At 60.2% G+C, this 18,952-nt stretch carries 15 protein-coding genes; 13 read left to right on the forward strand and 2 right to left on the reverse strand.

Annotation, left to right across the window (positions count from 1 at the left end):
• The first annotated feature begins 78 nt into the window (after positions 1–78).
• The 11 genes from miaB to AC6UAL_RS01620 all read left to right on the forward strand — a co-directional run bounded on the left by miaB (position 79) and on the right by AC6UAL_RS01620 (position 14,676).
• Positions 79–1,437, forward strand: coding sequence for a tRNA (N6-isopentenyl adenosine(37)-C2)-methylthiotransferase MiaB (miaB, locus tag AC6UAL_RS01570; RefSeq protein ID WP_500681596.1), 1,359 nt, complete (start codon positions 79–81; stop codon positions 1,435–1,437).
• A gap of 124 nt (positions 1,438–1,561) precedes the next feature.
• Positions 1,562–2,581, forward strand: coding sequence for a transglutaminase-like domain-containing protein (locus AC6UAL_RS01575; RefSeq protein ID WP_500681597.1), 1,020 nt, complete (start codon positions 1,562–1,564; stop codon positions 2,579–2,581).
• Positions 2,582–2,765: 184 nt separating this feature from the next.
• Positions 2,766–5,531, forward strand: coding sequence for a type I restriction-modification system endonuclease (hsdR, locus tag AC6UAL_RS01580; protein ID WP_500681598.1), 2,766 nt, complete (start codon positions 2,766–2,768; stop codon positions 5,529–5,531).
• A complete protein-coding gene (locus AC6UAL_RS01585; protein ID WP_500681599.1) occupies positions 5,528–6,943 on the forward strand; it encodes a class I SAM-dependent DNA methyltransferase in 1,416 nt (471 codons plus the stop codon). Before hsdR ends, AC6UAL_RS01585 begins: the two co-directional genes overlap by 4 nt.
• On the forward strand, positions 6,940–8,523 hold the full coding sequence (locus AC6UAL_RS01590; RefSeq protein ID WP_500681600.1) for a restriction endonuclease subunit S: 1,584 nt from the start codon (positions 6,940–6,942) through the stop codon (positions 8,521–8,523). Before AC6UAL_RS01585 ends, AC6UAL_RS01590 begins: the two co-directional genes overlap by 4 nt.
• Positions 8,524–8,637: 114 nt before the next feature.
• A complete protein-coding gene (locus AC6UAL_RS01595) occupies positions 8,638–9,672 on the forward strand; it encodes a DUF2971 domain-containing protein (RefSeq protein WP_500681601.1) in 1,035 nt (344 codons plus the stop codon).
• A gap of 129 nt (positions 9,673–9,801) precedes the next feature.
• Entirely contained in the window at positions 9,802–10,335 is a 534-nt protein-coding gene (locus AC6UAL_RS01600) for a sugar-binding domain-containing protein (protein ID WP_500681602.1), read from the forward strand.
• Entirely contained in the window at positions 10,332–10,781 is a 450-nt protein-coding gene (locus tag AC6UAL_RS01605; RefSeq protein WP_500681603.1) for a hypothetical protein, read from the forward strand. Before AC6UAL_RS01600 ends, AC6UAL_RS01605 begins: the two co-directional genes overlap by 4 nt.
• Before the next feature lie 95 nt (positions 10,782–10,876).
• Positions 10,877–11,023 (forward strand): hypothetical protein, encoded by a 147-nt coding sequence (locus tag AC6UAL_RS01610; protein WP_500681604.1) that lies wholly within the window; start codon positions 10,877–10,879, stop codon positions 11,021–11,023.
• Between the two features lie 168 nt (positions 11,024–11,191).
• Entirely contained in the window at positions 11,192–12,922 is a 1,731-nt protein-coding gene (locus AC6UAL_RS01615; protein ID WP_500681605.1) for a peptidylprolyl isomerase, read from the forward strand.
• Positions 12,923–13,020: 98 nt separating this feature from the next.
• On the forward strand, positions 13,021–14,676 hold the full coding sequence (locus tag AC6UAL_RS01620; RefSeq protein WP_500681606.1) for a POT-type proton-dependent oligopeptide transporter: 1,656 nt from the start codon (positions 13,021–13,023) through the stop codon (positions 14,674–14,676).
• A gap of 19 nt (positions 14,677–14,695) precedes the next feature.
• Here AC6UAL_RS01620 and AC6UAL_RS01625 read toward each other — a convergent pair whose 3' ends face one another.
• Together AC6UAL_RS01625 and AC6UAL_RS01630 are read right to left on the reverse strand one after the other, a co-directional pair.
• Positions 14,696–15,757 carry a DNA adenine methylase gene (locus AC6UAL_RS01625; RefSeq protein ID WP_500681607.1) on the reverse strand — a complete coding sequence of 354 codons (1,062 nt, stop codon included), beginning with the start codon at positions 15,755–15,757 and terminating at the stop codon, positions 14,696–14,698.
• A 173-nt stretch (positions 15,758–15,930) separates the two neighbouring features.
• On the reverse strand, positions 15,931–17,220 hold the full coding sequence (locus AC6UAL_RS01630; protein WP_500681608.1) for a hypothetical protein: 1,290 nt from the start codon (positions 17,218–17,220) through the stop codon (positions 15,931–15,933).
• A 327-nt stretch (positions 17,221–17,547) separates the two neighbouring features.
• On the opposite strand from AC6UAL_RS01630, the gene AC6UAL_RS01635 reads away from it, so the two are divergent.
• Together AC6UAL_RS01635 and AC6UAL_RS01640 are read left to right on the forward strand one after the other, a co-directional pair.
• Complete coding sequence (locus AC6UAL_RS01635) at positions 17,548–18,381, forward strand: SPFH domain-containing protein (RefSeq protein ID WP_500681609.1); 834 nt, start codon at positions 17,548–17,550, stop codon at positions 18,379–18,381.
• Positions 18,378–18,857 (forward strand): NfeD family protein, encoded by a 480-nt coding sequence (locus AC6UAL_RS01640; RefSeq protein WP_500681610.1) that lies wholly within the window; start codon positions 18,378–18,380, stop codon positions 18,855–18,857. Before AC6UAL_RS01635 ends, AC6UAL_RS01640 begins: the two co-directional genes overlap by 4 nt.
• Positions 18,858–18,952 lie beyond the last annotated feature (95 nt).

Consider the following 18,952-nt stretch of genomic DNA (forward strand, 5'->3'; position numbering starts at 1 on the left):
CCGTGCCGCAGCGCCGCCGCCCCTCCCCGGCTCCATCCCTCCCGAGAAACACGCCTCACCCACCGCACACGCCCCCTCATGCCCAGCGTCCTCATCAAAACCTACGGTTGCCAGATGAACGAGCGCGACACCGAGCAAGTCGCCAGCATGTTTCTGAGCCACGGCTACCAACTCACCCAAAACGAAGCCGAAGCCGACATCATCCTCATCAACACCTGCTCCGTCCGCGAAAAAGCAGAACTCAAAGCCCTCGGCAAAATGGGCCTCCTCTGCGCGCGCCCCGACGCCAAACCCTGGGTCGTCTACGGCTTCATGGGCTGCATGAGCCAAAGCCGCGGGAAAAGCCTCTTCCGCGACATCCCGCGGCTCGACCTCGTCACCGGCACCCAGCAATACCACCACGTCTTTGAATACAGCAACCGCCTGCTGCGCAGCCGCCTCGGCCAGCCCGAACCCGGCGCCCCGAAAAAAGGCGCCCACATCTGCGCCGTCGGGCAAGAGCAAGGCTTCCAAAACGCCATTCGAGACCACCTCCCCGTCCACAACAGCTGCACCGCCTACGTCTCCGTCATGCAGGGCTGCGACATGAAATGCTCCTACTGCATCGTCCCCAGCACCCGCGGCAGCGAATGCAGCCGCCCCATGGAAGACATCCTGTGCGAAGCCCGGCAACTCGTCCAAAACGGCGTGCGAGAAATCACCCTCCTCGGGCAAATCGTCAACCGCTACGGCAAAGACCAACCCCTCATCAACGGCAAAAGCGCCTTCGTACGCCTGCTGGAAAAACTCAGCGACATCGACGGCCTCGAACGCCTGCGCTTCACCTCCCCGCACCCCATCGGCTTCCGCGAAGACCTCGTCAAAGCCTACACCTACCTCCCCAAACTCTGCAGCCACATCCACTTCCCCATGCAGAGCGGCAGCGACCGCATCCTCAGCCTCATGCGCCGCCCCTACAAAAACGAAAAATACCTGCGCCTCTGCGACTCCATGCGCGAAGCCCGGCCCGACCTCGCCATCACCACCGACATCATCGTCGGCTTCCCCGGCGAAACCGACGAAGACTACCAACTCACCAAAGCCGCCGTCGAACACGTCCGCTTCGACAACGCCTTCATCTTCCAATACTCCCCGCGGCGCGACACCCCCGCCGCCGCCATGGCCAACCAAATCTGCCTGCGCGTCAAAGAAGAGCGCAACCACGACCTCCTCGAAACCGTCAACCGCATCGCCACCGAGCGCAACATGGCCCTCGTCGGCAGCGACCAAAGCATCCTCGTCGAAGGCCCCAGCAAAACCAACCCCGACCGCCTCCAAGGCCGCAGCTCGCAGAACAAACCCGTCATCATCGAGCACGGGCACGCCGCCATCGGCAGCATCGTCCCCGTCCGCATCCGTGAATGCACCGGCTTCACCCTCTACGGCGACGTCCTCTGAGCCGCGGAACAAGCATCCCCCCGCCCCGCGCTGAGACGCCCCGCTGACGCCCCGAGCCCGCGCCCCCGCACTCCCCCACTCCGCCCCCCCCTCTCTCCCCTTTCCCTCCCCCCCAACCGACACCATGAACAGCCTGCTGCGCCACAGCCTCTGCCCCCTGCTCAGCCTCCCCCTCATCACCCTCTGCTGCGCCGCAGACGAATACCCGTGGAGCAACAGCGCCCCCGAAGACATCGTCCGCAACGCCCTCACCCCCGACACCGTCTTTGACGAAAAGCGCGGCAACTGGCGCCCCACCGTCGAAGCCATCTTCAAGCCCCTCGTCCGCAACTGCCGAACAGCGCGCGAAGCCGTCCTCACCATCGCCGCCAACATGACGAAAGCCACGGGCGTCATCTACTCACCCGAGCGGCGCCACCCCTGCATGAGTGCTCTGGAAGCGCTCGAAGAAAAAAAAGTCTCCTGCACCGGGCAAAGCATCCTGCTCATCTGCGCCCTGCGTTCCGTCGGCATCCCCGCGCGCGCCGTCGGCCTGCTCACCTGGAACCACATCCGCGGCAACCACACCTGGGTCGAAGCCTGGTTTGACGGCGAATGGCACATGATCGAGTTCAATGAGCAAGACTTCAACACCCCTTGGGTCATGGACTACCTCTCCATGATCGACCCGCGCGACCCCGCCCAACGCATCTGGGCCGCCACCGCCGAACCCACCGGGCACTACTTCCCCGCCGTCTGGAACCGCGACAGCCGCATCCCCGCCATCGACGTCACCGACCGCTACATCCGCCTCGCGCGCGCCTGGAGCGAGCAAAACGGCCAAGAACCCGCCAAACAAAAACTCATGGTCGAACTGCTGCCGCGCCCCGCGAGCCCCACCATCATCCAACTCATCGACGACAAGGGGAACCTCATCGACGAAGCCCCCCTCCCCGGCCCCACCGACGACATCCGCAAACTCGCCACCCTCCAACTCCCGCGCAGCGGCACCCACTACCTGCGCCTCAAAAACCGGCCCGGCAACCTCATCCCCGTCAGCCCCACCGACAACGCCGTGCAAATCCTGCACCTCCGCCGCAGCACCCCCACCCCCAGCGCCCCAAGCGCCCCAACTGCCCCGACGGCCCCCGCTCCGCAGCCCTGAGTGCGCTTCCCGAGTGCGGGGCACCTTGCCCGCGCAGCACCGTGAGTTCGGCCTAACTTGAGCGCAGCAAGCGCCCCGCGGAGAAAAAGCACTGCGGTGGGCTGCATCTCACCGTTTTACCCCCTTGCACGGGCGGCGCATCCGTGCTATCATAAGCTCGGCAGGATTTGCCCCCGGCCCGCCCGTGAACACAGACCCCGACACCCCCGGCTTTGACACACCCTCCGCCCCCGGCGAGCTGAGTGAAAAGCAGACGCGTGCCCTCATCGACAGCCAGCTGCGGCAAGTCGGCTGGGAGGCCGACACCGCCAAGCTGCGCTATGCCCTCGGCACCCGCCCGAGCCCGGGGCGCAACATCGCCATCGCCGAATGGCCCGTGAACTCCGACATCGTCAGCGGAGGCTTCGCCGACTACGCCCTCTTCATCGGCGAGCAGCTCGTCGGCCTCATCGAAGCCAAGAAATGGGGGAAAGACATCACCGCCGAGCTCGACTACCAAGGGCGGGAATACGCCCGCAGCCTGCGCCCTGAAGACCTCAAATACAGCTCCGGAAGCTGGGGAGCATACCGCGTCCCCTTCATCTTCTCCACCAACGGGAGAGCCTACAGCGAACAACTCAGAACCCACTCCGGCATCTGGTGGCTGGATCTGCGCCGAGACAGCAACACCCCGGACGCCCTGCACGGCTGGATGAGCCCCGAAGGCCTCCTGCACAAGCTCAGCGAAAACATCGCCGACAAAAACCAGCGCCTCGAAACCCTGCCGCGAGACCTCCTCACAGACCCCGCAGGCCTCAACCTGCGCCCCTACCAGCTCAAAGCCATCAACGCCGCCGAGCAAGCCATCATCGACGGGCGCCGCAGCATCCTGCTGGCCATGGCCACCGGCACCGGCAAAACGCGCACCGTGCTCGGCATGATCTACCGCTTCCTGAAAAGCGAGCGCTTTCGCCGCATCCTCTTCCTCGTCGACAGAACGGAACTCGGCGAACAAGCCCTCGACGTCTTCCGCGAAGTGCGCCTCGAAGACCTCCTGACCCTCGACGCCATCTACAACATCAAAGGCCTCAGCGAAACCCTCGCCGAGCGCGAAACCCGCATCCACATCTCCACCGTCCAAGGCCTCGTCAAGCGCCTGCTCTACGCCGCAGACGACGAGAGAAAACCCGCCGTCAGCGACTACGACCTCATCATCGTCGACGAAGCCCACCGCGGCTACATCCTCGACAAGGAAATGAGCCAAGCCGAGCTCTTCTTCAGCGACCAGCGCGACTACCAGAGCAAATACCGCAGCGTCATCGACTACTTCGACGCCGTCAAAATCGGCCTCACCGCCACCCCCGCCCTGCACACCACACAAATCTTCGGCGCGCCCGTCTTCATCTACTCCTACGCCGAAGCCGTCCTCGACGGCTACCTCGTCGACCACGACGCCCCGCACCTCATCACAACCAAACTCAGCCGCGACGGCATCCGCTTTGAACCGGGCGAAGACGTCTCCGGCTACTACGCCGGCGAAGAAGTCAAGCACTGGGAAATCGCCGACGAAATCAACTACGACGTCGATCAATTCAACCGCCGAGTCATCACCGAAGCCTTCAACCGCGAAGTCCTGCGCGAAGTCGCCCGAGACATCGACCCCGAGGCCTCCAAAACCCAGGGCAAAACCCTCATCTTCGCCGTCAACGACAAACACGCAGACCTCATCGTCAACATCCTGCGAGACATCTACGCCCCGCAGGGCGTCGACAGCCGCGCCATCCTCAAAATCACCGGCAGCGTCGCCAACGGAAGCCGCGAGCGCATCCGCGAAGCCATCCGGCGCTTCAAGAACGAAGAATACCCCTCCATCGTCGTCACCGTCGACCTGCTGACCACCGGCGTCGACGTCCCCTCCATCACCAAACTCGTCTTCCTGAGGCGCGTCAAATCACGCATCCTCTTCGAGCAGATGAAAGGCCGGGCCACCCGCCTCTGCCCGGAAATCAACAAAGACCACTTCGACATCTACGACTGCGTCGGCGTCTGCGAAGCCATGCAGCAGGTCGACACCATGCAGCCCATCGGCGCGAGCCCCGGCCACAGCTTCACCGAACTCATCGACGGACTCAACACCCTGAGCGACCCCGAGCTCATCAGCGAACACATCAGCCACATCATCGTCAAACTCCGCCGCAAAATCCTGCGCGTCACCGAAGCCGAGCGCCGCAGCTTCAACAGCCACTTTGCCGACCACACCGAAGGCAGCCACCCCGCCGCCTTCATTGAAAGCCTGCGCAACCAGCCGCCCCGCGAAGCCAAAGAAACCCTCCTGAGCCACCGCCCCCTCTTCGTGTGGCTCGACCAAGTGCACCTGCGCGGCGTCCCCACCCTCATCTCCGACAAGCCCGACGGCGAGCTTCGGCACAGCCGCGGCTTCGGCAGCGGCACCATGGATGCAGAAGACTACCTGCAAGCCTTCACCCGCTTCATCCGCGAGAACCGAGACAAAATCACCGCGCTGAACCTCATCTGCACCAAACCCGCCGACCTCACGCGCCAAGCCCTCAAATCGCTCGAGCGAGAACTCGCCCGCGCCGGCTACACCGAGCAGCAACTCAACACCGCCCTCTCACAGCTGAGCAACGCCGACATCGCCGCAGACATCATCAGCATCATCCGGCAGCAAGCCATGGGCATCCCCCTGCAAAACCACCGCGAGCGCATCAGCCGCGCCATCGCAAAACTGCGGCAAGCCCACAACTTCAACAAAACCGAGCTCAACTGGCTGGAGCGCATCGAAAAATACCTCATCAACGAAAGCGTCCTCACCCGAGGCACCTTCGACGAAGAACAGCGCTTCCGCCAGAACGGCGGCTTCAGGCGCCTCAACCAAATCTTTGACGGCAAACTCGATGCCCTCATCACCGAACTGAACCAATACCTCTACCACAGCGAACGCACAGCATGACCACCCAGGAAATCGTCTCCAAACTCTGGAACCTCTGCAACGTCCTGCGCGACGACGGCATCACCTACCACCAGTACGTCACCGAGCTCACCTACCTGCTCTTCCTCAAAATGGCCAAAGAAACCGGCACCGAAGAGCACATCCCCCCCGACTGCCGCTGGGACACCCTCACCGCCCTCAGCGGCACCGAACTCAAAAGCGGCTACAAAGCCCTGCTCGAGCGCCTCGGGCGCGAAGGCAGCAAGCACCTGCAAGCCATCTACAGCGGCGCCGTCTCCCAGATCGCCGAACCCGCCAACCTCGAGAAAATCATCAGCACCATCGACGCGCTCGACTGGTACTCCGCGCGAGAAGAAGGCCTCGGCAACCTCTACGAAGGACTGCTGGAGAAAAACGCCAATGAGAAAAAATCCGGCGCCGGCCAATACTTCACCCCGCGCCCCCTCATCAACGTCATCACCCGACTCATCAAACCCCAGCCCGGCGAACGCTGCAATGACCCCGCCTGCGGCACCTTCGGCTTCATGATCGCCGCCGCGCAATACGTGCGCGAGCACAGCGATGACTTCTTCAGCCTCAGCGAAGACGAATCTCTCTTTGAAATCCGGGAAGCCTTCACGGGCTGCGAGCTCGTCAAAGACACCCACCGCCTGGCCCTCATGAACGCCATGCTGCACGGGCTGGACGGCGAGATTCTCAACGCCGACACCCTCTCCAACGACGGCAAAAAACTGCGCAACTACGACGTCGTGCTCACCAACCCGCCCTTCGGCACCAAGCGCGGCGGCGAGCGCGCCACGCGAGACGACCTCACCTACCCCACCAGCAACAAGCAGCTCAACTTCCTGCAACACATCTACCGCAGCCTGCGCCCGACGGGGAAAGCGCGCGCCGCCGTCGTCGTGCCCGACAACGTCCTCTTTGCGGACAACGACGGCGAGCGCATTCGCCGCGACCTGATGGAGAAGTGCAACCTGCACACCATCCTGCGCCTGCCCTCGGGCATCTTCTACGCTCAGGGCGTCAAGACAAACGTGCTCTTCTTCACGCGCGGGCAGAAAGACAGCGGCAACACGCGGGAAGTCTGGGTCTACGATCTGCGCACCAACATGCCGCGCTTCGGCAAGACAAACCCGATGACGGAGGAGCACTACGCCGGCTTCGTCCAAGCCTACGAAGCAGCCGACCGCCGCGCGGTGCAAGACGAGCGCTGGCGCTGCTTCACCCGCGAGGAGATTCTGGCGCGAGACAAAAGCTCGCTCGATCTCAAATGGCTCAAGGACGAAGAGGAGAGCATCGAGGGCAGCATCGAAGACCTGATGCACATGCTGCGCGAAGAGCTGCAACGCGAACAGGCCGCCTTCTCCGAGCTCGAGAAACTGCTGAACCTCAACGACACCCCCGAGGCATGAGCGACCGCATCGAAGCCATCATCGACGCCCTGCGCAAAAAGCTGCTCGATGCCGCCATCCGCGGTGAGCTCGTCGACCAGAACGACGGGGAAGAGCCCACCTCGGCCCTGCTGGAACGCATCGCCGCCGAGCGCAGCCGGCTGATCCGCGAGAAAAAGATCAAAAAGCCCAAATCAAGCTCGCGCATCGAGCGCCGCGACGGGCATTTCTACGAGAGCGTGGACGGCTCTACGCCCGTCTGCATCGATGATGAACTGCCCTTTGAGATCCCCAGCAGCTGGGAGTGGGTGAGGCTTTCCTCGATGGGTACAATTGTCGGCGGAGGGACACCTTCGACTTCTGACCCTTCATTGTGGGATGGCGGGGTCCCGTGGATTACACCGGCGGACATGAGAGATCTTAGAGGGAAATACGTATCGCACGGGAGCAAGTATATTTCACCTAAAGGTGTACTCAAATCGTCTGCAAAGGAATTGCCGCCCGGCTCAGTTGTTTTTTCAAGTCGAGCGCCTATAGGTTACGTTGCAATAGCTGAAACCGCATTGTACACGAATCAAGGCTTCAAATCGGTTGCTTTTAACTACGATGGCCTGTCAGACTATGTATACTATTCTCTCATCGCCTTAACTGATGATATCAAACATAGAGCTTCGGGTACAACTTTTGCAGAAATATCGGGAACGGAATTCGGCAAAACCCTCATTCCTCTTCCCCCCCTTCAAGAGCAACACCGCATCGTCGACGCCTTAGAGCGCCAACTGAAACAACTGGACATCCTGCGAGAAAGCCACCGACGCATGCGCCGCATCCTCCATGAAACGCCCACCAGCCTGAGGCAGCAGCTGCTGCAAGCGGCCATCGAGGGCAAGCTCGTCGCGCAGGATCCGAAGGAGGAACCCGCCTCGGCCCTGCTGGAGCGCATCGCAAAAGAGCGCGCCGCCCTGCCCGGCAAGCGCAAAGCCGGCCCGTCGAGCCGTATCGAGCGCCGCTCCGGCGGCATCTTCGAGCTCTTCCCCGACGGCTCGGAAAAAGACATCTCCGACGAGATTCCCTTCGATATTCCCGAGAGTTGGGAGTGGGTGAGGCTGGAGAACTATTGCCAATACGGAGGAATCCCGGCATCCTCCGTGCAGGATGCTCCCTCTGACACGTGGGTCTTGGATTTGGAAGACATTGAATCACAAACTGGGAGAGTTTTAAAACACATTACTCTAGCTGATCGCAAATCTTCGAGCAACAAGTATCGATTCTTCAAGGGGATGCTTTTGTATAGTAAGCTTCGCCCGTATCTAAACAAAGTAGTAATAGCAGATAACGACGGATACTGTACAACCGAAATAGTGCCAGTTAAACTATTTGCCCAAAGTATACCTGAATATCTGAAGGCTATTTTAATCTCACCAGAATATCTTTATCAGATCAATAGCTTGTCATATGGCGTTAAAATGCCACGCGCGAATGCTGCACAGCTAAATTCGTTACTTATTCCAATCCCTCCTCTGGATGAGCAAAAGCGCATTGTCGAAGTCTCATTTAAGATTAAATCACTCTGGATAGAAATATCACATAAATATTCTTAATATGATTTTCTTGCACATAAACAGTTCCTATGTATCTCTTGTTTATTGCTTAAGAATATACCATTATAAAAAAATATTTGTGTCAACATCTGAATTATTTTCCTTGGTTGAGATATGACGTCGATCCTGAACCCAGATAAAAACGGTTACTTTTATTTGTTTTATTATACAAGAGCAGAGAATCTCGCTAAAATAATCAATAATAATGTAGTAAGAATTAAGGTCACGCAACTTGGTCACAGCAACGACCCGCTAGAAATATTGCCGTCGTTTGATACTGATGATGTCAAGGATAGCAATGATAAGATAGATATTCTTGATTTCAAATCATTCTGGTACGAACGTACGAGAGACTCTTTCCATCCAGCAGTCTGCATGTCATCAAACTGTTCTTCTCTGTTAATGTGGGGCCATTATGCAGATTCGCATAAAGGAGTATGCCTAGTCTTTAGATTCAAATCTCTGTTGGACATAGAAAAAGATTATATCTTTTTTCCAGTTATATATTCAAAAGACAGATTAAAATTCAAAAACTATATTGTAAAAAATCCAAATGGCAACTTATTAGCATCGGAAAAACTCATAAAAGATCTTCTTAGCATCAAACCGCTCGATTGGAGCTATGAAAGAGAATTCCGATTTTTGCTAGATGAAGGGCTTGAATACGAAAATGGATCTTTTTATACTACATCTTTATCTCGTAAATTATACGGTGTCATCTTGGGAGCTCATTGTGCAATGAGCACGCGACAAGCTGAAGCAATATGCAGATCTATAAGATACAAAGGTGAGAAAAAATACAAACCCTCTAAACTAACTATCGTAAGAGCCAGAATTTCAGAAAAGAAACATATGATCATCTGTAAACCTTTCGTTAACTTATCTGATGAGGTATATGGGATTCTCAGAAAGAATATTATGAGGAATATGGATTGGGATCCTAAAAAGAAGTACGACTGTATAGATCTTAAGACGGGGGCTTCTGTAACAACTTACATTAAACGAACTCATCAGAACTGCGTGAAAAATGGAAGAAAAGAAATCGCCTTAGGAACACTTTCCGAATTCACAACAATATCAGTTTCAATATACCCGTCGCATTCTATAAGGATCGACGATCTGCCCAATAGCGGCAATACCACCTGTTAAGTTCTTCACTTCACTTCTCCGTTCTCTTCTTCTCGATCAAAAACATGGTTCTTGATCCCCTCGTGTGCCCTGCGGCTCTCTTCTCCGGGCTTGACAGCGGGCCTATGTTTGTGGTAGGGGTAGGAGCGTATGAGGTCTCTTTTACTCTCTTTCAGCATGGCCGTGCTGGGCGCGGGGGGCTCGTTGGTGATGGCTCAGGGGGCGGCTGCGCCGGCGGCAGGGCTCACGAATGGGACGGAGCCGTCGCCGGCGGTGGTGCGGGCGGAGCATTTGACGGTGGCCGGGGCGCCGGATGGGGGTGATGCGCAGGCGCCTGGGCGCCGCTGTTATCGCTTGAATGAGGGCTGGGATTTTGTGCGCGGCGGGAAGAATCCGCCGGCGGCGGATGCGTTCCGCGAGCGGGTGACGCTGCCGCATTCCGTGGATGGTGTGCTGCCGGCTGAGGCCAGCGGCGGTCGCAATTATCAGGGGCCGGCTTGGTATCGCCGCACGTTCGAGTTGCCGAAGGGTGAGGAGGGCCGCCGCCAGTTGCTTTATTTTGAGGGGGTGATGGGGCGCTGCCGGGTGTTTGTTGACGGTGTTGAGGTGGGGCAGCATTTGGGCGGTTATTTGCCGGTGGTGTTTGAGGGTGCTTGGGAGTTCCAGCGCAGTAAGGGGCTGTGACGCGCAAGCGGAAGTTGGCTGAGGATGTGATGGTGGCGGAGGGGCTGATTGACGGTAAGGTGGTGTGCCGCGATGTGGTGCGCCCGGCGCGCCGCCCGTCTCGCTTGCGGCTGCGGGTGGATGCGTCTTTGCCGGATTTGCGGGCGGATGGGTCGTCTCTGGTGCCGGTGGTGGCGGAGGTGACGGATGATGCGGGGTCGGTGAAGCGTTTGAGCAATGATTGGGTGCAGTTTTCGGTGGAGGGTGCCGGGGTGGCGGTGGATGGGGCTCCGCGTCAGGTGGAGTGGGGGTCTGCGCCGCTGCTGATTCGCGTGGGGGATGTGCCGGGGGAGATTCGGGTGCGGGCGCGTTTGCTGCACGAGGGGTCTCAGGCGCCTCAGGAGGCGCCGGTGCTGGTGATTCCGGTGGGGGAGGATGATGCGCTGTCTCTGCCGCCGGCGGGTTGATGCGGGCTGCTTTGTCAATTGCTGTATGAGGTCCTCTTTTGATTTATGGCTGCATGTATGTTTGCTCAAGAGGTTCCGAGGGTATGCGGCGCATAATGGTTCTCGGTCTGTCGCAAGACGGGCTGGTGATGCGGCGATTCAAGGTGCAGCCTCTGCTATCCGCGCCGCTTCGCGCGGCGGAAAGTGCCGTAGGCTTTCTGCGACTCAGCCTCTATGATACCGGCGATGAGGGTGTGCTCTGAGGAGAGGGGCTGAATGAAGGAGCCCCGATGGCAGGGGCTCTTCTTCTACTGACGCCCTCGGCGAATGACACGTCGTGGGTTCTTTTGGACTTGCAAGGGCGTGATTTTCAGGTACAATAGTGCGCGTTACCTTCCCCCGCCCGAATCGGGGTCGTCATTCGTTACGCCATGAACATTCTTGACTTCATCCGCCGCAATTCCGTCATCGTTCTCATTGCCATCGCCGGCGTCGGTACCGGCCTCATCGTGATGGACTACGCCGGCAACAGTTCCCTTTTCTCGCGCGATTACTACTTCAAGGTCGGCGATACCAACTACAGCTACGAGGACTATCTGAATCTCGGGGAAGGCGGCAGCGCCGGCCTCAGCCGCATGATTTACGCCTGCGATAACATGGTGCGCAATGCCTTTGACAAGAACAAGAATCAGAAGATTGACGACGACGAGGCGGCTGCCATGGAGGCTTGGTATGAGAGCAATGCCGATTCGCCGCTCGTGCTCTCTCGCGCGCAGTTGCAGATGACGCTGCAGCTCTGGAGCATGGCGCCCACCAAGCGCGCCGAGACGAATGTGGCCATCACCCGCGCCATCATCCGCCGCGAGGGCGAGGAGCTCGGTCTGCGCCCGAGCCGCGAGCAGATTGACGCCTACCTGCACCAGCTGCCCTGCCTCATGGAGAACGGGCAGTTCAGCGAGCAACGCTACAACCAACTCAGCGGGCGCGAGGCGGATCACAGCACCTCGCAGGAGCGCGCTTTCCGCGAGCTGGTGGCCGATATTATCACGTGGAATGCGCTCTGCGAGCTGCACACGGGCAGCCTGAGCACCCATCCGTCGACGCAGATGCTGATCACGGATGTTCTCTTTCAGAACTTCTCGGGCAAGAGAGTGTGGCTTCCGGCTTCGGCCGTCGAGGCGCCCGCCGAGCCTACGGAGGAGCAAATTAAGGCTTTCTGGGAGCTGAACAAGGATAATTACAAGACTGATGAGCGCCGCATTGTGACGGTCTACACGCTCACGGCCAAGAGCGGTTCGATGAACAATAACGTCACCAGCCAGGTGATGATGCAGGTGCATGAAAGCGCCGGCCGCGGTCTTGAGACTATTCTGCAAAGCAATGCCGAGAGTCCGGAAAACCCGCCTTTCAGCTTCGCGAAGGAAACCTTGCCGATCTGCACGTTGGGCGAGCTGCCCGAGGCTCTCAAGCTTGAGGTGCCCGTCGCCGGCGGCGGACAAGCCACGCTCGGGCAGCTGGCATTCACCTCTGTCAAGCCCGGCAATGCACCGGCGCTCGCCGACTACGAAAAGGCTCTCGCTGCCGGTAATACCGAGGGCTTGGCGCGCATGAGCCAGCTGTGCGGTCCCTTCAGCCACGAGGGCAAGAGTATTATCATGCGCGTCGAGGCTGTCGATGCTCCTACTGTGTTGAGCTACGAGGAGGCTCGTGAGAAGGCGCTCACGGACCTGCGCAAGCAAAACGAGCTCAGTGCGATTACCAAGGCAGGCAACGAGCTCCGGGAGGCTTTGGACAAGGCGCTGGCCGAGGGCCAAGGCGACGCCGCCTTCACCATGGCTCATGCGATGGGCGGACAGGTGAGCGACTTCGGCCCCTGCTCTCTTCAGTCGCGGAGCACGCTGCCGACGGGTTATACCATGGAGACGCTGCTGTCGGTGCCTTCCAACAAGGTCGCGGAACCTCAGATCTCGGAGGAAGGCGCCAGCCTCGCCATCGTCACGTCGCGCACGGTCACCGATGACGATGCGTACCGCACCTCGCGCATGATTTTCTCGATGCAGGCCAATTCGTCGCTCAAGCAGATGCTCATTCGCGACTGGCTGCTGAGCGCCTACCAGCGTTACGAGCTGAAGCTCTCCGAAAACGCCTCCGGCAGAGACTGATCGTTCGCGCCGAAATGCCCGGCCGCCCGGCCGCACATCTCCTTCCCCCATCCCTTCCCGTCCGACACAGGTCACCCACCCGCACAAGCTGAATCACCATGGCGCGCAGCCTGCCTCCCCAGACTAAATACATCGTAGGCAATGAGGCCTGTGAGCGGTTCAGCTTTTACGGCATGCGCAGTATTCTGACGCTTTACATGACGTCGATGCTGCTGATGAGCGAGAAGGACGCCATGGCGGTCTCGCACCTCTTCATTGCGCTCATCTACATTCTGCCCATGCTCGGGGCTTGGGTCGCCGACCGTTTTCTGGGGCGTTACCACACCATTCTCTACGTCTCGCTCTTCTACTGCATCGGGCACGGTGTGCTCGCGCTGGCCGATCTGACGGGTGATATCGACACCAAGAGGACCATCCTCTTCACCGGTCTGTTCATCATTGCCGTCGGTGCCGGCGGCATCAAACCCTGCGTTTCAGCCTTTGTGGGTGATCAGGTCGAGGGCATGAAGGATTCCGTCGTGATGACGCGCATCTACGCCGCCTTCTACTGGTCCATCAACCTCGGCTCCTTCTTCTCCTTCCTCGTCGTACCGTGGGCGCGGCAAAGCCTCGGTTACGGTTGGGCCTTCGGGATACCCGGCATCTTCATGGCCATCGCCACCTTCATCTTCTGGTGCGGGCGCCGGCACTATCAGCACAAAAAGCCCACGCAGCCGGAGTTTCTGCCGGCTCTTGCCACTCGGCTCTTTCTGGGGAGGGCCCGCGCCTGCGAGCGCTACGGGGCTCAGAAGGTGAGCAAGGCGACGGACACGGCTCTCTGCATCGCTGCCTTCATCGTCATTGCCCCCATCGTCGTCCTGCTGGGCTGGTGGGTCTACACGGGGGCAGAGAAGATGGCGCTGCTCAGCGGGCTGGGTGCAGCGGCGGCGTCTTTCTGCGGTCTGATCATGCTTCTGTTGTTTGTGGCGGCTTTGGTGCTGGCGGGCTTGAGGCTTGCGGCCAGCTTCCGCCTCAGCGGTTTCTTCGGCACGGCCGGCAGCATGCTCTACTGCAAACGCGCCGAGCTGGAGGCGCACTACAGCCGCGAACGGCGGATCGAAGCGCGCAACATGTTTCGCGTGCTCATTGTCTTTCTGATGATTATCCCCTTCTGGAGCCTTTTCGACCAAACGATGTCGAGCTGGGTGCTCCAAGGGGATCGCATGACGCCTCTGCAATTCGGCCTCTTTGGCCGTGAATGGCGCTTCGGAGCCGAGGAGATTCAAAGCATCAATCCCCTTTTCGTGATGATTCTCGTGCCGCTTGTCACGCTGCTCATCTACCCGCGCATCGGCAAGTGGGGCGCTCCGCTCAAGCGCATGGGTGTCGGCATCGTGCTGGCCGGCGTCTCGTATTTCGCCGTCGCCGGCATTCAGACGCAGCTTGAGCACGGCGCTCAGCTGAGCATCCTCTGGCAATGCCTCCCCTACCTCATTCTCACCACTTCCGAGATTCTCGTGAGCACCACCGGCCTCGAATACGCCTACACGGCTGCCGGCAAAAATATGAAGAGCATCGTGCTGAGCTTCTGGTATCTCACCTCCACACTCGGCAACCTGCTGGTCATGTACCTCTCCTCGGCGGTCAGCAATCCCTGCAGCACGCCGACCTTTTTACTCTACGGCAGCATGGCCGTCGTCGTCGGTCTCGTGTTTATCTACGTGACGACGCGCCGCTGCTTTGCGGCTGAGGCTCTGCCGGAGGATCAGGTCTGAGTCCGGCGCGGCTTTCCCCTCAGCTCCGTTCCAGAACGAAGAGATATTCGCGAACACGCAGAGGCCGGGAGCGCAGGTTGCGGCTGCCCCGGAAGGCGTTGTAGGGGGTCTCTCGGCATGCGACGCGCCCGAGTTTGCCGAGAAAGTCCGTCAATTCCTCGCGACCGATGAAGCCCTCCGAGTTGTAGGAGATGAGCAGGTACTTCGCCGGGCATTGCTCGACTAAACGGAAGAGCGACTCGCGCGCCCGCGCCGGAGAATTGTAAGCCGAACGATTCCAATCCGCCGGAATGCCCGAAACCCGAGAGATTTCCGACGGGCGGCGATGCTCGGCTATTAGGTTGAGCATAAAATAATTGGAGCCGTAGGGATGCTGGTTGTAGGGCGGGTCAAGGTAACAGAGATCGAGTTGCGGCAAGCGCGCCGCCAGCGAGCCGGCGTCGCCTTGCTCGACCCGGCATTCGCAGCTGAAGCGCGAGAAGATCGGCAACATCAGCTCAATATCGCCCGTGATGCGCGAAAGCGCTTGCCGATTCTCGCCGCCGAACTGCCCGATGCCGCGGCGATTCTTGTAAAAGCCCTTGAAGACGCCTGCCGTGTTGTTGTGTACCGAGGCGCCGTAAAGCAGCGGCGCGAGGAAAAAATCGCGCCGGGAGGCGGGCAGTTCGTCGATGGCTCGGCGTGCCGCATCGATGAAAAGGGCGTTGCGCCGCGTGAAAAACACGCGTTCTCCCGGCGCGATGTGCGCGTCATCCGCCGGGGCGTAGAGCTCCGACACGGGGCCGCCCTCGGGCATCAGCTCGGCGCTTCGCTCCCGCAGGCGCTCCAGATCGGCCTCGAGTTCGCGGCGATCCACCGTCTCGGCATTGGTCAGGTAGCAGCGGTTGACGCAGGCTGCATAAGACTCGAGATCATTGGCGATGAGGAGCCGGCAGTGCTGTTTGAGATAGCGTGCGACGATTCCCGAGCCGGAAAACAAATCGGCCGCACGCAAGGATTGCCCTCCGAGGCGCTCGCGGATGGCCTTCACCGACGCGTCGATGAAGGGGAGCAAGGCGCGTTTGTTGCCCAAGTATGTCACAATCTGTTCCGAGAGAAAAGCGGGACTCTCTTCTCGGGGCAAGGCTGAATCCGGCGTCGGCATGAATCGTAAGACTCGGGGATTCTACACAATGAGTCGACTCCTGGCAAGTCAAAGCTCAGCGCCTTGCCGCCGGGCTTGCGCGCCGCGCTGCCGACAGCGGAAAGAGCCGCTCACGGGCATGTGCCGCAGGCCATCGCTCCGGCAAGGAGAAGCCGGAGATGAGGGCGCAGCGAGCCTCCTTGCGAGTGTTGCCATCTTCCGAGCTGCTGGGCGGGCTCCAGCGGTCGCAGTGCCGTGCGGCCGTCGCGGTGCAAGGTGAGCACCATCGGCGCCTCATCAGCACGGTGAAGCGGGTAATGCCGTTCGGCGCAGGATGCCGGATGCCCGCCGGCGTCGAGGAAAGTCTCGCTGGCCAGCGCTCCGTCTTCGCGGTAGCGGCAGTGCCGCTCCGCATACCCCAGAGCCTCATTCATCTGCGGTCTTCCCTCCGCATTCTGATAGCGCTCCCACTCCGGGCGACCCTTGAGGTCGCAGTGCACCAGACGCGCGGCGCAGACGGGTTCACAGCCCCGCAATGCGCCGTCGCACCCGCCGTAAAGCTCAAGAGTGTCGGCCCCTCCCGGCGAGCGCTTGGTGCATACGACGGCGGCTCCCGCTGACGCGTTGTAAACCGGCTGCTGTTGGGCATCGAGCCACTCGACGCGCAGCAGTCGATTGCCGTCGCTCATCGTGTGCTTCTCGATGGCGTAGCCCAAGCGATTCACCGCCAGAGCCTCGCCGACATAGTTGCGGCGCTGCATCTCGTGCGCCGTTTCGTCATAGGCATACTCTACCCGGCTCTCCCCCAGCGCGTTGACGGTCGGCTGCTCCTTCTCGTTGAGATAGGCCGTCACCAAGGGGCGATTCCGCTCGTCGTAGCGGGTTGTTGCGACGGCATAACCGGGGAGCCGCGCACACACCAGAGCCCCGTCGGCATCCCGCAGTTCCGTGCGCACGCAGTTGCCGCGCTCATCGTAAAAGAAATGGCGGCTTGCCACTCCCGCGGCGTCCGCTGCGGGTTCGCCGGCTCCGTCGTAATTCGCCTTGCAGCTCACGCGTCCCTTGTCATCGTAGCGTATACGCTGCTCGGCCACGCGGCTGCCGGGCATTGGTGTCACCTCACCGGAGGCATCGACGTAGGCCAGACGCCGCAGTCTCCCGTCGTCTGCGTACTCGAAGCGAATGTGGGCGGTCTCGCCGCTGTCGGCCACGCTGTCGGGCAGCGGAGAGAGCCCCACGGGCAGGGAGGCGTCGGGCGTGTTCACGGCGCCCCTGAAGCACTCGATGTGTCCGCGATCCTCCCGCCAAGTCATCATATGATAAATCCCCATACCCAGCACCCCGACGAGAAGAGCCATCGCCGCCAGGGAGCCGAGATACACCCAAGCGTCTTCGAGTATGCGTCCTATTTTTCTGATCATGTTGAAGGTGCAGCTGCGACAATCAGACACGGCCGGAGCGGCCTGCATTCAGAAACAGTTAGCGAGGTCGGGCAGACGACGCTCCTCCGCGGTGCCGCAAACGCGGTCCCCCTCAATCCTCCTCAATCCCCTCAATCCCCTCAATCGACTCAATCCCGCCGATTGCCCCGCAGGCCTCGCCGCTCTCCCGCCCCTTCCCCGCCGCAAAGATGCGGCACGCGTCATTTTCCTTGCATCGGGGCGTAAAAAAAGATAACATACGGCGACAAGCCTCGTTCGCTGAATCGGCGAACCGAGCGATCGGCACCAACGGCAACCTCTCATCCCATGTTTATCTTTTCCGTTCCGCAAGGGCATTGCTGCATCATTGAAATGTTCGGCAAGCCGCAATCCGTCAAGAAGAGCGGCCTCAACTTCCGCCTTCCCCTGATTCAGTCACCCAAAGACGTCAGCCCTCTCTGGGGCAATCAAACCAACAAGGAGGGCATTTTCATCCAGCTGTCCGAGCAGATCACATGTGAAAACGGGCGCACCTGCACGACCAAGGACAATGCGAACGTCGAGGTCAGCTGCACCATACGCTGGCGCATCGTCGACCCCATCAAGGCGGTCTACGACGTCGACAACCTGCATCGCGCACTGGTGGAGTCCGTTCTCAACGAGGTTCGCTCAACCATCGGCACGATGGAACTCGACGCCGTTCTTTCGGGCCGAGCCGCGCTCTCGGAAAAAATCACCCGAGCCATTGCACCGACCTTCTCGCGCTGGGGCGTCAGCCTGACGGCCGTCGAGATTCAGGAGATGACGACGGACAAGGACACGGCGGCGGCCATGCGCCAGATTATCGAGGCGGAACGCCGCAGTCGGGCGATCCGAGCCGAGGCCGACGGCGAGAGCAACGCCCGCATCCGGCTGGCGGAGGCGGACAAGCAGGCAGAGGTCATCCGCGCCGAGGGGCACGCCCAAGCCATGTCTCTTCGGGCAGAAGCCGACAAGGCCTATCTGGCGGCGCTGGCTCCGGTCGTCGGCGCACAGGAGGCCGTCCGCATGCTGCTCAACCGTCAGACGCTCGAGGGCTACGAGACGATCTCGCATACCACGAACGCCAAGGTCTACCTGCCCGCCAATCTGCCCGCATCCGTCAACGTCTCTGAGCCATGATGGAGATGCTCGCCGATGTCGGCCTCAGCGCTGACTTTCTGCACTGGTTTCTGGCCGTGGCGCTGACGCTGCTCGTCATTGATATTTTCACCTGCACGGAGTTTTTGTCGTATGCGTCGCTGGCGATTTTCGCTGCGTGGGGCACTTGGATGACCGGGGCTCCGCTGCAGTGGTCGGTGCTCGTTTTCATCATCTACGCGGCGCTGGGCGTGGCGTTTTATTACCTCTGCTGGGCTAAAATCGTGCGGCCGTGGGTGATGAAGCTTTGCTTCGGCCATTCGAGCTTGTCGCGAGAAGCCGCCGAGGCTCTTGTGGGGCAAACCGGAACGGTCATCGGCGAGGGCGAGGAGATGTACCTGCGCGTTCTTGACGAGCTCTGGGCCGTGGACGAGTCCTGCCGAGCCGGCTTTGCCAACGGAGACCGCGCGCGCATCACCGCCTACGATCGCGGCGTGGTGTGCATTGAAAAGGTCTGAGCTCCCGATCGGGAGCAAGCGCCGTTCAACGATACCAAGCGCCGGCGGGTGTTCGTCGGCGCTTGGTGTTGCCGTGATTCGGGGCAAGCTTCCTG

The sequence above is a fragment of the Candidatus Parakkermansia intestinigallinarum genome, assembly GCF_944389695.1.
GTDB lineage: Bacteria > Verrucomicrobiota > Verrucomicrobiia > Verrucomicrobiales > Akkermansiaceae > Akkermansia > Akkermansia intestinigallinarum.